The following is a 15,259-nucleotide window of genomic DNA, read 5'->3' as shown; positions in this document are numbered from 1 at the left end:
CCCCTCCTGTTCCCTGTGTTGGAAGGAGGGGGGGATGCCTGAGCTATCAGCTTGTTTGTCGTCAGAGAAGTTACTTTACTCAGATTTGTTCAAAAAGCTATCTACAATAAATTGTAGCTGTGCTTCCAGAGAAATCGGGTCATTATAGAATGAGCCCTCTGTGTTGATGAAATAAACCTGTTTGTTTTTCACAGCAGGAAGTCCCTTCCAAATGTTGCTTTCGTACACCACATCAGGGTTGCCGTCGTCCCACCCCCAATTGCTTGTGAAAATATAATCGCCTGCATATTCGGGCAGTTTCTCCAAGGACAGGCTTGCACCTGTGCCTTCCCCATCAATGAGATCCTTCTGAATTAGAGAAGGGGCTTTCAGACCAAAGTCCCGGTACAAAATCTCTCCCCCACGTGCACCCTTATTTCCCCACGCGTAGATGCCTTTGGCATAGGGCTGAAGGATAGAAACCGTATGATTGCCCACGACTGCTTGAATCTTTGGTTTAACGTTGGCGATTTTGGCATTCCAATGGTCTACCCAAGTCTGAGCTTCTTTCTCTTTGCCCGTTAATTTTCCGAATTCAAGCAAGAGCTCTTGTGGAGTTGCACCGCCATATTTCAAGCTCACTACAGGGGCAATTTGGGACAAGGCTTCATATTGATTGTCCACCAGATAGTCATATGTGATGATCAGATCGGGTTCCAGGTTCAGTATGGCTTCTGCGTTGCTTCCTTCCTCCAGATTGATGATCCCTTCCAGCATGCCTTGATGGTAAGGGTTTCGCATCGCATCATGAGTCGATGCTACCGGCTTGACACCAAGCACCAGTAAATTCCCGATGGCACTGCCTGTCAGATCGACAATTCGCTGAGGGTGGGCGGGAATGGTGATAGTTCCTCTACTATCGGTGTAGGTCCGGGTTGCTGGCGTTGATGTCTCGGATGTGGCGGCTGATTTTTGTTGAGATACATTCGATTCTCCTGCTGTACCTGATGCTAAGTTGTTCGGTGCTGTTGCTCCACCAGCACATGCTGAGAGAATTAAGGTGAAACACAAGAGCAATGCCGCTGTGGCAATGGATGATGATCTGCTTGTCTTAAACATGGTTAAACCTCCGCTTAAATGTAAATGAGAATCGTAATCATTGAAACTATAGCATTGAGGTTCAGTCACAACAAGGGCAGATCGGGTACGCAGCTTGGGCATATCTGGTATCACATTACTCGTCTGAGAAATGGCTGCCCGGTATTGAGCAGGAGTCATGCCATAAGCTTTTTTGAAACTGCGGCTTAAGGTGTGCGCATCCGGATAACCAACAAGTTCGGCAATTTCTTGAAGGGAGGTTCCTCTGCGTGCCAGTATCTTGGCAGCCGCCTGTACACGAACTTTGGCTAACAGCCGTATGGGGCTGTCATTCAGACGAGACTTGAACAGTTTGGTCAGATAGCTAACACTGCAATCGAACAGCTCTGCCAGAGATTTAAGTGTGATGGGTTCCATATAATGTTCCTGTATGTAATGCAACACCTGTGAGAGCAAATCCGGGGCCACGGGTTCAATTCCCTGCTGTTTCATCTGTAAAAGAAGTGCATGAACAAACTGGTAGAACAGTGTTCGAGCCTGAAATTGATGGAGTATATCAGGAGTCATCCAATTTTCATACATATCATCCAGTTTCAACAACAAAGAGGCTGGATGACCCGGGATGAAAGCATATTGATATCTAAAGGAAGAATCGACTCCATGGTGCTTAAGCAGTGGATGAGAAGAGGGTAACATCATTACGGCTTTGTACAGAATTAAATAATATTCCAATCGATCCTCTGCGACAATGTCGATGAACGCGCCGCGCCCTCCATGTAGGATATGAAATCGACTCATGTTATATTGCAATTGATCCAGGCGTACTTGAGCATGTCCGTCCAGCACGTATATGAATGAATGTGCGGGGAGCTGGTAACGCTGTACGCTTTCTCCGGGTTCCAGCACGGCAAGGCGAATATCCATGACTTTGACCGAAGAATGATTCCATACTTGGATATGATCATCTAGTGTTATTGTCATTCGTACGAACCTCCTGCCGTGCGTGGGCATTTCTTTTTATTATATTGATAATGATTCTCAACGTAAAGGGATAAAAAAGGATAACGGATCGTAAAAATTCTCCGTTATCCCTCGCTATATATGATCCTATGATCCGTCTATTTACGCCCTTTACGTACCTTAAGTTGCATACGTTTAATCGTAGTATGTTGCATGACTTCCAGCACGAGCGGTCCCTTACCATTCAGGATTTCCACATCGGTCACGTTATCCAGAATCGTGATAATCCCGATATCGTCTGCACTTACGCCTTCGATCTTCGCAATGGTTCCTACAAAATCAACTGCACGAAGTTTCTTCTTCTTACCTCCGTTGAAGTTCAGCTTCATGATCTGCTGGTTCAACTGCTCACGCTTGTCCTTTTTGCGTTCAGGTGCGATCTTGAGGCGTTTTTCGAATGCTTCCAGGCAGCGATCCACCTCATCTTCTGAAGGTGCTTTGACCACAGGAATCTCAAACCCAATGTAGGATTCAATCTCCGCAAGACGTCTGCCGTCCTTCGGGGTTACCAAAGTGAAGGCTCTGCCTGTCTTACCTGCACGACCCGTACGACCTGTGCGGTGCACATAGCTTTCTTTTTCAAGCGGGATATCATAATTGATGACGTGTGTAATGTTCGTGATATCAATCCCACGCGCGGCAACGTCGGTGGCGATCAGATAACGGAATTGTCCACGTCTGAAGGCATTCATCACTTCGATTCGCTCATCTTGCTCCATACCGCCATGGATACGATCTGCCGGATAGTCCAAATCAGCCAACACGCGGAACAGCTTATCGACATTCTCTTGTGTGCGGCAAAATACAATGCAACTGTCCGGGTTTTCAGTAATCAACAAGTCCTGAAGCAGTGCAGTTTTGTTCACTTCCGAAGTGCGAATCACGGCATGTTCAATCGTTGCTGTAGTCAGTCCGCTAGCCTTAATCTCGATTTCTACAGGAGTGTTCATGTATTGACGTGACAGCTTCGCCACATCCTCCGGGAACGTTGCGGAGAACAGCATCGTTGTCCGTTCCTGCGGCAATGACTGAATAATCGCTTGTACCGTCTCAATAAAGCCCATGTTCAGCATCTCATCTGCTTCATCGATGACCAGGTATGCGATACGATCCAGCGGCAGCGTGCCCCGTTCAATATGATCCAGAACCCGGCCTGGTGTGCCGACAGCCACGTGGGTTCGTTGTTTCAGCTCGGCTTTTTGGATGTGAAAAGGGGACTGCCCATACAGCGCGGTTGCTTTAATACGTTTAAAGCGGCCAATGTTGGTAATATCTTCGTTGACCTGCAACGCCAGCTCTCGTGTTGGAGTCAGAATCAGAGCCTGCGGTTTATTTTCGTTCCAGTCTACCAGTTCGCAGAGCGGTATACCGTATGCGGCTGTTTTGCCGCTACCTGTCTGTGATTTCACAACAAGATCTTGATTCTCCAGAGCAACGGGAATAACCCGGGTCTGAACTTCGGTGGGATTCTCGTAACCCAGGCTGTCCAGTGCTTTGACGATCTCTTCCCCCAAGCCATAATCTTTAAAATACTGCTTACTCATCGTTTACCTCTTTTGCGTTTAGTTTTGAAATGCAGTCTGCTCACGTTATTTTGGTCTCGGTAACCATGTGAATGATCTTACTTACCAGCATTGCACCGTACATGTAACATATACCTGCTTATTATACTCTATGTGCACGGGAAGCGCGTGGGAAATAAAGAGACCCTCCTACTGGATAGCGGTTCGCCCCTCCATGCAGGTGAAGGTGGTTACGGTCATTACCCGCACCCGCATTATTCTAACAATCTCAGATGAGCTTATTTGAAAGATATAGAGCGTGTTGGAATTGTAACGATCACCAGGGAGCTTATCTTGCTGAAAACATGATAAAAATGACTGATCTCACTTCATTTTGCCCAAATAAGGTCTCCTCAGTTCGTTAGAAAACAAAAACGCGTAAAATCACCTAAATAGCGTTTCTGGGGATCGTTAGATGTGCGACGTTCCACGTGAAACGATTTGTATCATTCTACTGAGGGCTTCCTCGAAAGTGAACTCATATTAATAAAAAGACGATACCTCCATCATTACATGGGTGTACCGCCTTGATACATACAGTGTTATTTTGAAATGCTTACATATTTGCCATAAACGTATGCCATCTGTCCATTCAGCTTCACTTTAACCCAGCCATAGTCATGGCCTGTGCTGACTACCTTAAGCATCGTACCTTGGGGCACAGAAGTAATCACTCTTGATTTGGAGGATGCGCCCGCACGTACATTCAGATGAGAGGCTGTAACCCTCGCTTGTTTGCCTGGAACTGTGACACTTGGCTTACCATTGTCCGAAGAAACAGGTGGTTTACCTGGTTTCGGAGTACCTGATTTTGGCGCTCCAGGTGTAGGAACCGGAGTTGGTTTTGGTTTCACTGGATTACCTGGTTTTTCCGGAGCAGGAGCTACCGGTGTCTCAGATGAAGGGGGTGTTGAAGTCCCGTCATTGTCTTTACCTTCTACTGCTTTGCGAGCCTTGTTCAACTGTTGATAGAACGCACCTTTTGTTTTTACGCCTTTGAATTGTGCTGCATCAACCCCTGCTTTGGAAGAGAGAGCTTCAATCTCGTCCGAAGTTACAGCATCCAAAATGTTAATGGAGGCAATATTGGTGTACTTGCCATCTTTTGTTGTCGGTACCGTCATAACGCCAGCATTAATAAGTTCCACGACATCTGTACGCTCCGGTGCAGTCAGGTCTACGCCAGTGATTTTCCAATGTTGCTGAATTTTCGGTTCGTAGACACCTTTCATCACGTCTTTCAGATATGCGATAGACAGATTACGGATCGTGCCTTGAATCTCACCAAAGGCCGAAGCATCCTTAGAAGACCAGAGTTGTTTAAGCTTACGTCCTTCAAGTGCTCCGCCTTTGGCAACCAGTGCTTCCATTCGATAAGCATTCATACCGAGCTTGAGTGTATCATCTGCCTGAACCGTTTTTCCGTTACTGTACTTCAAATGGGTAATGCGGCTACCATATGGCTTGGTCAGGTCGATCTCATAGGTCACACCGCCGAAGAAATCATCGGTGCTGTACTTGGAAGCACGTCGCTTCGGATCAAAGCTGATGGTCACATCCCCGGGACGAGTAGAGTTGAAGTATCCTGCGGACCATTCCATGTAATCCTTAAGATCACGTCCGGTCACTTCATATACCGTCACTTCACCAAATGTGTACTGGTAGTTAAACGCAATATCTTTTTTCTTGATCGGGCCAACGTCCAGCTTGGCTTTGTCATTATCAATCTGATGGGCAACAACGTCAGCATCACTGTAATGGAGCATGACCTCGGTGAAAAAATCAGACAGCGGCGTTTCCTGAATCTGCACGGCAGGGATGCCTTTGATCTCATCCGCCGGAACCAGATTCATTCCTTTCAGTTCCGCGACCACGATATTAGCATCGGCACGAGCGAACTCGTGGAACGGATGCAGTGTTTTTTCCAGAGAAGGATCGGAAACTTCATAAGTGCCGTCTGCTTTTTTGACAGCGAGTGCCTTGGCTTCCTTGCTCTTCAACACAACCTTGCCGTCCTCTTTGGCAAATGTCAGGTCAATACGTGACATGTGTGTACCATATTTGTTGGGTTCAGAGATCAGCACGCCGTTTACCGTCTGTGATTCAATCAGCTGATGCATGTGTCCGGCAAAAATAGCAGCCAGCTCTGGGTTGGCATTCGCAATATCCGTGACGCCGGTTCCCGGTTTGCCGTTCTCGTTATCCAGTCCCATATGCATGAGACCAACCATCACATCCACTTTGCCTTTCAGCTCAGCAATGGCTTTGCGTGTCTCTTCTACAGGGTCTTTAACAATAACACCATCAAGGTGATCGGTTCCTTTTTCGAATTCGGTGATCATCGGGGTGTTCATACCAATTACGCCTACTTTGATACCATCGCGCTCAATAATCGTATATGCAGGCATGTAACGGTCGCCGTTTTCTTTGAAAATGTTACCGACAAGCGCCTGACCTTTGAACTGAGAAGAGATTTTCTCCAGCACATCCAGGCCAAAGTTGAATTCGTGATTCCCCATAACCCAGGCATCATAGTTCATCTCGTTCATGGCCACCATCATCGGTGACTGGGGTTGATCATTGAACAATTCGGCAGAATTGTCCTGAATCATATCTCCTGCATCGAGCAGGATAGTGTTGGGATTCTCAGCACGAACTTTTTTTATCATCGTATAGAGCTGTGTCATGCTTCCGGCAGGGTTGGGGCCATCCAGTGCGTAGTCCCATGGCATAAAGCGACCATGAATATCAGATGTGCCAAGTAAAGTAATCTTAGTCTCTGGATCTGCTTCAGCTGCGTGAGCATCTTCCGAAGCGAGCGGCGCGAGTAGCACGGAAGTGCCTAATAGAATGGATAATGACCAACTAGCGAAACGTTTTAAACCATGTGTACGCATGTGTAATCTCCCTTGTGTTCTAATGTGTGTAATGATATCTATCAATCCATACTAGAGAAACATCAAGGTAATGTAAACGCTGATGTAACATATATGTTCGATACAGTTGCGTAAAGCAGGGAAAAAAGATAAAGCAATAGGAAGTATACTTTTCAAAGTAAATAGTATGTTTTATGTGTGTATAAAACCAAAATTATCCATTATGATGTCCTTGTAAGCGCTTTATAAAATAAACCAAACCAAGGAGGAATATTATGTTGAAGTCCAAATGGTTTAAGACGGTAGGTACGCTTGCTCTGGCAGGTGTGCTGGCCGCGTCAGTCGCGGTGGGCAGTGTCAGTGCCGGATTGGCTAAAGGCAGTAAATTCTTGGGGAATATTATAGCTAACCAGGTACCAAACAATTTCAGTCCGTACTGGAATCAGGTGACGCCGGAGAACTCCACGAAGTGGGGTGCGGTAGAAGGTACGCGTAATGTGATGAATTGGGGCCAGGCAGATATGGCTTACAACTATGCGAAAAACAATAAAATGCCTTTCAAATTCCACACCCTTGTTTGGGGAAATCAGGCACCTAACTGGATGAATGGCCTTTCTGCAACAGATCAGAGAAACGAAGTAATTCAATGGATCAGAGCTGCAGGACAACGCTACTCTCAGTCGGAGTTTGTTGACGTAGTCAATGAGCCGTTGCATGCAAAGCCAGCCTTCCACAATGCGATTGGTGGAGATGGACAGACGGGCTGGGATTGGGTCATCTGGTCATTCCAACAAGCAAGACAAGCCTTCCCGAATTCCAAGTTGCTGATCAATGAATACGGCATTATCGGTGACCCTGCGAAGGCAGATCGATATATCCAAATCATCAACCTTTTGAAAAACAGAGGTCTCGTTGATGGCATCGGTATTCAAGCGCACTACTTCAATATGGACAATGTATCTGTGAACACGATGAACACTGTTCTGAACAAACTGCAAGCAACAGGCCTTCCAGTGTATGTATCTGAGCTGGACATGACTGGCGATGACAATACCCAATTGCAACGTTACCAACAGAAGTTCCCTGTACTGTGGAAACACCCGGCTGTTAAAGGTGTTACGCTGTGGGGTTACAACGAAAATCAAACTTGGACTAGTGGTTCCCACCTGATAAGAAGCAATGGCACAGAGCGTCCTGCAATGCAGTGGCTGAAAACCTACATGGCGAACAATCCATAAGCCTAGGTACAGAACCTTGGAGTTGGCATTTGTATAAACTTTAGTAAAAGTACAATCACAGGCAGAATGGATTCACTCTACCCGTTTAAATCAGTTAACATGCATTATCCCCTCAAAAAAGATCCTGTCCCACTACGATGTGGGACAGGGTCTTTTAGCTTGCATCAGTGTCATGCCATGTTTGCGTTTCTTGCCGTCTATACGGTGTTTTAATTCGCTGTAATTACCATACTGTTAAAGGAATCGGCTTCTAACTGCACATGAATCGTTTGTCCTTCGGCGAACGTCAAGTGAAGGTCATGGCGATCCGGGAACGGATTGTTAACAACGATAACGAGGCTGTTATCCGGGTTGCGGAAAGCAACGGCTTTGCCGCTCCATGCTCCAGACAGACCCAGCCGGCGAGCGCCGTTAACGATATGATGAGCAAAATGTTTCATGACATAATACTCTGGATTACAAGTGACGTCCTTACTTGCAGGATCAACAGTGATCATTGAGTTCTGCTCCCAACCCCATGTGCTACGTCCTTTAGGCTCAAGCACCATGTTCCAATAGATATAGGCGTTGACGCCATTACTGAAATAGTGCTGGTAGAGGTTATACACGTGCTTGGCGTAGTTCCAAGAGTTGTTCCCATCCCCGCACTCATTCTCGGTCTGCATGTAACGAAGCTCCGGGTAACTTGCTACGGTACGTTGAATGGCATGTTTGCCTGCCCATTGGTATCCAACCCCTTTTATATAGGAGTACGCTTTGGGATCGCTGAGCACCAGTCCTGCATATTCATCGAATCCGGTTGTTTTCTTTTTCATCAGTTCTTCCCACGGATCAGGCGCATTAATCGTACCCAGCCAAATTTCGGTGTCCAGCCCATGTTTGTCAAAAGCCGGCCCTAGATAATCAGCGATAAATTCACGCAGTTGTTCGCCTGTCCACATACAAGACGGGAATTTCTGGTCGGCGATCACTTCGTTCTGCACATGCACCTGATGAATCGTAATGCCCGCTTCACGGTAGGCTTCAACAAACTTCACAAAATATAAAGCGTAGGCTTCGAGAATGTCCTTTTCCCAGCGCAGTGTTCCGTAGTTGTAAGCTTTGGGGAACTTCATCCAGGTTGGTGGACTCCATGGCGATGCGAATAATTGCAAATCCGGGTTATAACTCAAAGCTTCCTTGATATAAGGGATCAGATATTTGAAATCTCGTTCGATGGAAAAATGGTTCATGGCCACATCTCCGTCTACTTCGTTGTGGCTATACCACTGCTCTGCATAGTCACTCGCGCCAATCGGCAGGCGACAGATCGTGAACCGATGTTCCCCTTCCGGGTGGAACAGGGAATGCATGACTTCGTGTCGCTGCTCGTCACTTAAATGGGCCAAAGCCAAATAACCAAGCTCATTGAAGCAACCACCGAACCCTTCAACAAGCTGATGCTGTTCACCGGTTAATTTTAAGTTAACGCTTTCATTGGTGACTGAAAAAGATAACTGGTTCCACGGCTCTGTAGGTGTAGTCGAAAATCCGTTAAACGTAAATGTCATATGATGATCCTCCTCGTAGGCTGGTGAGTAATCCTTTTGATTACGTTTAGTATACCAACTTCCACTGCAAAAGCAGATGTGCTAATCCGTGCAATATTTACCCTAATCCAAGGTGGTTCGTTTGGAAATGAATCATTATGGAGTGGAGGGAGTGGCTCACTACACCCATAACACTTATGTTGGCCACAATTAAGGGCTCATCATATAGTTAGCGCGATATACCCTATTCCTCAGAATACAGAAAAAATCCCCGCTAACAATGCAGCGGGGATATGGTTATTTGTTTTCAAAGATCAGAATCGTTTTACTCTTGGCGATATATCCAACGGTTGTATGAAGCTTCTCTGAAATAAATCGAATGGGAACATAGGCATTGCCATCCTTCATTAACAGCGGAGCATCATTCATGATGAGTTCATCGTTAATGGTAACCTGCTTGTTGCTTACGCCCCAGCGAATGATTTGATCCTCTTGTGTAATGACTGCTTCGCGTGTACCGTTATTCCAGTTCACACGAGCATTTAAATGCTCGGATACAAATCGAAGAGGCACATACGTCCGGCCTTCATTAATAAAAGGAGCCGCCCCCAGTTCGTACGCACGGTCGCCCACATATGCCGTGGCAGATCCTTCGATCAGGCGTTGAAAACGCCCCTGTGGCGTACGTTTCTGCTCTCTGACATTCATCTGGTTGAGTAGCTGCATCGTGTGGCTACCACTTGTCACATCCAGATAATTGTTATGTACAGTAAGCCCGGCATCAGTTGCCTCTGTCATCACATTTGGTGTGTTTAAGGACATAGAAGTGGAAGCAGAGATGTTGTCTACGCTTTGTACATCTGAGTTATCCGGTGTGAAGGATAATTCCGAGATTGGTGTCAGATCCCATATCCGGTTGCCCGATAGCTTCAAGACGTTTAGTTTGGTTAACTTGCGTAGCGGCTCCAGATTATAGATCTGATTGGACTCCGCATTCAGCTCCGTTAAGTTTGTTAATGTTGCGATGTCGCTCAGTTGTTGGATCTGGTTACCCGAGATATCCAGTTTCCGCAGTTCTGTCATGTGGCTCAGGGGTGCCAGGCGAGATATATGGTTACCTGCCACATTCAGCTCACGCATGGTATCTGGCAACTCTGCGAGAGCATCAAGTGCCGAAATATGATTGTTCGCCACATTCAATTGCTTCAACTGAGCCTGTTCCGCAAGTGGTGTAAGATCGGTTATATCATTATTTGAGATTTCGAGCCATTTCAGCGAATGCAGCTCTGTTAGAGCATTCAGGCTTAAAATCTGATTGCCGCTGGCATGCAGTGTATGTAGTCTGGGAAATTCTCGCACAACGTCAATGGAGGATATCGAATTGTTACTGACATATAGACGTCCCAGTTGCTGTAATGCAGCAAGAGGCTGAATGGACGTAATGTAATTGTTTCGGACGTCAATCTCGCGAAGCTCCGTCAGGTGTTCCAGTGGTGTGAGATCCGTAATTTCATTACCGTACAGACGCAGATGGGTCAAATTCACGGCATGTTCCAGCCCGGAAAGACTCTGAATGCCTGCATTGCTCAGATCCACCACACGAAGCTGCTTCAGATCTTTAGATGTCAGGGGTTCACCTACAGGAATATTTAAAATTAGCTTGAGTCCTTCCTCTAGCGCAGAATCTTTAATGAGGGAATGATCCGAATCCGTGGTGGTGTATGCCATTGCTTGCCCCGCCGTACCTATACTTAGAATACATATCAACAATACAAGTGTGATTCTCTTCATTACATGCCTTCCCTCCAAATCATAACGTCTCTAGCTTATTAACCCATCTTGGGATTATAGGAACAGTAATTTTATAACGTTTATCTATCTATAATTTTATTCTATATGACAAGGGCTATGCCCTGCACTTTTTCAGCATAACTTTGTGTAAATTATAAAAATTTGCATGGTGATCAACATATTTGCATCACACTGTATTCAACCTCTTGGTGAAAAGGGTAAGGATGTACATAGGTTATATGCGGAGAGGGAGATGTATCGATGAGGAAAGCAATGATCATTAGCAATCCGTCGTCAGGCAAGGAAAAAGCAGAGCATTATGTATCCCAGGTTCGGGCTATTCTGGAAGCCAGTCAATATGCAGTAGTGGTGAACGAAACAGCCGGGGAAGGCGATGCTACCCATTACGGTCTACATGCCTGCAAAGATGGGTGTGATCTGGTCATCTCGATCGGGGGAGATGGCACATTACATGAGACGATCAATGGTATGCTGGATCAGGAACATCGTCCTCTTCTAGGTATTGTTCCACTGGGAACAGTGAATGATTTTGCAAGGGCGTTACATATCTCTCTTGACCCGGAGGAAGCGATTGAGCAGTTACGTTCGGAACAGACCCGGTTGGTCGATCTCGGCATGGTGAATGGGCGACTGTTTGCCAATGTGGTGGCTGCCGGCTCCTTGGCGGAGGCATTATTCTCTGTTTCGTCTGAGGAAAAATCAAAGCTGGGATCATTCGCTTATCTGAAAGAAGGATTGAAGGATCTGGTAAACACACCGGCAAACGTTCTGAAGATCGAATATGACGGGCAATTCTGGGAAGGAGAGTCACCGCTTTTTGTGGCGGCCCTTACTAACTCGGTCGGAGGATTCGAAAAATTGTCACCGGATGCAGAGGTAGACGACGGACTGATCCACTGCTTTGTGATTCAAAATATCGGTGTATTCAACAGCGTGACCTTAGGCACTTCTTTGTTCTTCGGCAATCTGAAGGAGCATAAGGACGTGCACTATTTTACAGCCAAAGAAGTGCATGTTCGCTCCGACGAAACCATTCGTACGAATGTGGATGGAGAGGAAGGCCCTGCTTTACCGATTGATATCCGTGTATTGCCTGGTTATATGAAGGTGATCGTGCCGGAAAAAGATTAACGATTACTGCCCAAGGCTGGGCGGTATTACTTATAACAAATCATTTCTCCATATAAATGTGGGGAAAGTCTATTGAAACCGATTGCAGATATATGTCACAATCATAGACGGAAGACAGGCATGGACATACATATATGGATATGTATCAGGGTCTCATGCGCACAAACTATTTTTGAATATGGAGGGGAAACATCTTGAGAACCATTAAACTGGGCAGCAGTGCACTCGATGTGCCTGTAGTTGCTGTAGGCTGTATGCGAATCAATTCATTAGACAGTAAGGACGCGGAGCATTTTGTACGTTCTGCTATGGAAGTAGGCGCGAATTTCTTCGATCACGCTGATATTTACGGCACAGGAACATGTGAGGAGATTTTCGCCGATGCTGTGCAGATGAATCCCCAGGTTCGTGAAAATTTGATTCTTCAATCCAAATGCGGCATTCGCAAGGGTATGTTTGATTTCTCCAAAGAGCATATCCTGAATTCGGTGGATGGCATTCTGCAACGTCTGAGAACGGAATATCTGGATGTGTTGCTCTTGCACCGCCCGGATGCACTTGTTGAACCGGAGGAAGTGGCTGAAGCATTCGATCAGTTGGAGCGTGAGGGAAAAGTGCGCCACTTCGGTGTATCCAACCAGAATCCGAACCAGATCGCATTGCTCAAAAAATATGTCAAACAACCTCTGGTAGCCAACCAGCTGCAGATGAGTATTACCAACACGACGATGATCGATAGCGGCATCAACGTGAATATGGAGAATGACGCTGCGGTGAACAGAGATGGCAGCATTCTGGATTACTGCCGTCTGCATGATATTACCATTCAACCGTGGTCTCCGTTCCAATACGGATTCTTCGAGGGTGTCTTCCTTGGCAATGAGAAATTCCCAGAATTGAATGCAAAGATCGATGAGATCGCTGCGAAGTATGACGTGAGCAATACGACCATTGCGATTGCGTGGTTGCTTCGTCACCCTGCCAAGATGCAACCTGTGACAGGCACAATGAATATTGGACGTCTGCAAGATTGTGTGAAAGCAGGTGAGGTTCACCTCACTCGTCCAGAGTGGTATGAAATCTATCGTGCTGCAGGGAATGTACTGCCTTAGGTCACATTAGATTGAGTATGGAATAACACCGTGAAATACGCTGAATGCGTAATGATATTCGGACAAATGACACGAGCCTGTCTGGCTCGTGTTTTTTTGTGCAGTTGGGTCTTGGAAGAACAGACCATTTCGATATAAAATATAGATACATATTTTATCGCTCTAAAAGGATTAAAATGTAATTAATACAAATTAGTTGAAATTATTTTATTGTAATGCAAGTATATATTACATATAATTACTTTTGCATGTACCTGTAATCTCGCTTTTTGTGTTTTTATTTTGGAGGGTGGTGTTCCCTTGAAGCCGACAACAACCACGATACGCGATCATTTAGCAAGCTATCTGAAGCGTGAACAGATGTCGATCAGTTTATTTTCAGAGCTGTCCGGAATTAATTCTGGCACACTCAGCAACATTTTGAATAAGAATCGACCTATCTCCATGCAGCAGCTGGACCGTATTACGGTAGCTATGAAGCTTGCAGCGGGCCATTTCTATGAGTTGTATATTGATGAGTGCTTTGTGCACGCAACGCCGGATTGGCGGAGGTTAGGCCCTTTTCTGCATCGATGTGCTGAACTGGATAAGCTGGACTGTATCGAAGAGGTCGTTCGTCTGATGATGGATAATCTTTCGTATATCCCGATGTTATTTGATGTGGCGGAGGAGTTCTATCATGCTGGTAAATGGAAACCGGCAACTCTCTTATATGAAACAATCGCTGAAAGTGAGAAGATGCAACATTCCGAGCGGCTTGCGCTCTGTCAGTATCGTCTGTTCAAGCTCGGACTGTCGAATGATCAGCAGCGGAATGTTATTATTGCGGCTCAATTTGAATATTATGTGGATCGACTGGATGAACGCTATCAACTGGATGCATTAAATGAATTGATTAATGCGTTCGCCTCACTTCATCGGTGGAGTAAGGTGCAGGAGTTATCAGAGAAACTGCGGGTGAAGGCAACCATTCACTATGAATTGAATGGGAGAAAGAAAGCGGAAGAAACGAAACGGCCTATCATTTTTTATGTTATGTATGCTTATTTGGCATCGGGAAGTGCGTATTTCCATTTAGACAACTATGAGATGGCCCTCAAATATGTTTCGTTATACACCGATTCCTCTTGGGTCAAAGGTCCGGATCATGAAGAAATGGTTGTTATTCAACAATTTCAGGAATGGGCTGAAGGGAATCGTTATATATATCAATTAATGGCTGGACAGTTCGAAATTCTTCCTCAGTATCTGGCCTACATTTCAACAAAAGAGAACGAGATCTTTCCTGCGCTATGTGATATTGTTACTGCGGCAAATCGATACGATATGGATATCGATGATGTGTTAGAAGAGTATGCACCGCATTTTACTTATCAGGAGCAACGGAACCGAATTGGAAAAGTCAGCAAGCAGGTTACGGATGATCGTTACGTCCGATTATTGGCTGGATTGGGCAAGTATTATCTGAAGAGGGATCACTTTGCACAAGGTTTAAATTTTGTTCTGGATAGCTTAAGATTTGCTATTGAAATTAGTGATGGACGAGGTATGCTTAGAAGTGTCGGACTATTCGAACAATACAGGGATTACGCGTCCGATACTGCTATACAGCAATACAAAATCTTGATTGGTGAGGTGCAAAAAATCAATGAAGAAAAAACTGGCTTTGCTGATAGTTACTTGTAGTATCGCGGTGAACATCCTGCCGACCGTTACCGGGCCATCTCCAGTCAAGGAAGATACCCCTCCTCCAATCTACCGAACGAATGATCACGGTTTAGGGACATAAGCCTGAGCCACAGAACGCTTCTGAATAACTCAGAGGCGTTCTTTTTTGTATGTATAAACGGTCCAGTAACGCATAGAAGAGCATATCTGTCATACCCTCATTAAACTGCCGAT

At 45.7% G+C, this 15,259-nt stretch carries 9 protein-coding genes; 4 read left to right on the top strand and 5 right to left on the bottom strand.

Annotated features, from left to right (window positions below; translation table 11 throughout):
• Positions 1-75: 75 nt before the first annotated feature.
• The 3 genes from MKY23_RS27780 to MKY23_RS27770 form a co-directional block, all read right to left on the bottom strand.
• Positions 76-2,058 carry an AraC family transcriptional regulator gene (locus tag MKY23_RS27780; protein ID WP_339834001.1) on the bottom strand — a complete coding sequence of 661 codons (1,983 nt, stop codon included), beginning with the start codon at positions 2,056-2,058 and terminating at the stop codon, positions 76-78.
• Between the two features lie 137 nt (positions 2,059-2,195).
• Complete coding sequence (locus MKY23_RS27775) at positions 2,196-3,641, bottom strand: DEAD/DEAH box helicase (protein ID WP_339833998.1); 1,446 nt, start codon at positions 3,639-3,641, stop codon at positions 2,196-2,198.
• A 560-nt stretch (positions 3,642-4,201) separates the two neighbouring features.
• The gene (locus MKY23_RS27770; RefSeq protein WP_339833995.1) at positions 4,202-6,556 is read right to left on the bottom strand and encodes a 5'-nucleotidase C-terminal domain-containing protein; all 2,355 of its coding nucleotides are present in this window, start codon (positions 6,554-6,556) and stop codon (positions 4,202-4,204) included.
• A gap of 254 nt (positions 6,557-6,810) precedes the next feature.
• Between MKY23_RS27770 and MKY23_RS27765 the strand changes: the two genes are divergently transcribed.
• The gene (locus MKY23_RS27765; RefSeq protein ID WP_339833992.1) at positions 6,811-7,773 is read left to right on the top strand and encodes an endo-1,4-beta-xylanase; all 963 of its coding nucleotides are present in this window, start codon (positions 6,811-6,813) and stop codon (positions 7,771-7,773) included.
• Between the two features lie 209 nt (positions 7,774-7,982).
• On the opposite strand, the gene MKY23_RS27760 is transcribed toward MKY23_RS27765, so the two are convergent.
• Positions 7,983-9,323 (bottom strand): glycoside hydrolase family 30 protein, encoded by a 1,341-nt coding sequence (locus tag MKY23_RS27760; protein WP_339833989.1) that lies wholly within the window; start codon positions 9,321-9,323, stop codon positions 7,983-7,985.
• A 276-nt stretch (positions 9,324-9,599) separates the two neighbouring features.
• Positions 9,600-11,093: a leucine-rich repeat domain-containing protein gene (locus tag MKY23_RS27755; RefSeq protein WP_339833987.1), complete on the bottom strand. Its 1,494-nt coding sequence runs from the start codon at positions 11,091-11,093 to the stop codon at positions 9,600-9,602.
• Between the two features lie 261 nt (positions 11,094-11,354).
• Between MKY23_RS27755 and MKY23_RS27750 the strand changes: the two genes are divergently transcribed.
• The 3 genes from MKY23_RS27750 to MKY23_RS27740 all read left to right on the top strand — a co-directional run bounded on the left by MKY23_RS27750 (position 11,355) and on the right by MKY23_RS27740 (position 15,043).
• Complete coding sequence (locus tag MKY23_RS27750) at positions 11,355-12,245, top strand: diacylglycerol kinase family protein (RefSeq protein ID WP_154959517.1); 891 nt, start codon at positions 11,355-11,357, stop codon at positions 12,243-12,245.
• Positions 12,246-12,439: 194 nt separating this feature from the next.
• On the top strand, positions 12,440-13,357 hold the full coding sequence (locus tag MKY23_RS27745) for an aldo/keto reductase (protein ID WP_339833983.1): 918 nt from the start codon (positions 12,440-12,442) through the stop codon (positions 13,355-13,357).
• 300 nt (positions 13,358-13,657) lie between these two features.
• Positions 13,658-15,043: a transcriptional regulator gene (locus MKY23_RS27740; RefSeq protein ID WP_312027583.1), complete on the top strand. Its 1,386-nt coding sequence runs from the start codon at positions 13,658-13,660 to the stop codon at positions 15,041-15,043.
• Positions 15,044-15,259: the final 216 nt, after the last annotated feature.

The sequence above is a fragment of the Paenibacillus sp. FSL R7-0272 genome (assembly GCF_037969905.1).
Lineage (GTDB): Bacteria > Bacillota > Bacilli > Paenibacillales > Paenibacillaceae > Paenibacillus > Paenibacillus polysaccharolyticus.
This window is presented reverse-complemented; position numbering and strand designations above follow the sequence as displayed.

What these genes read in the sequence shown, in the direction of transcription:
- MKY23_RS27765 (WP_339833992.1), top strand. Translation starts at nt 6,811, where the DNA reads ATGTTGAAGTCCAAATGGTTTAAGACGGTAGGTACGCTTGCTCTGGCA.
- MKY23_RS27770 (WP_339833995.1), bottom strand. Translation starts at nt 6,556, where the DNA reads ATGCGTACACATGGTTTAAAACGTTTCGCTAGTTGGTCATTATCCATT.
- MKY23_RS27760 (WP_339833989.1), bottom strand. Translation starts at nt 9,323, where the DNA reads ATGACATTTACGTTTAACGGATTTTCGACTACACCTACAGAGCCGTGG.
- MKY23_RS27780 (WP_339834001.1), bottom strand. Translation starts at nt 2,058, where the DNA reads ATGACAATAACACTAGATGATCATATCCAAGTATGGAATCATTCTTCG.
- MKY23_RS27775 (WP_339833998.1), bottom strand. Translation starts at nt 3,641, where the DNA reads ATGAGTAAGCAGTATTTTAAAGATTATGGCTTGGGGGAAGAGATCGTC.
- MKY23_RS27755 (WP_339833987.1), bottom strand. Translation starts at nt 11,093, where the DNA reads ATGAAGAGAATCACACTTGTATTGTTGATATGTATTCTAAGTATAGGT.
- MKY23_RS27750 (WP_154959517.1), top strand. Translation starts at nt 11,355, where the DNA reads ATGAGGAAAGCAATGATCATTAGCAATCCGTCGTCAGGCAAGGAAAAA.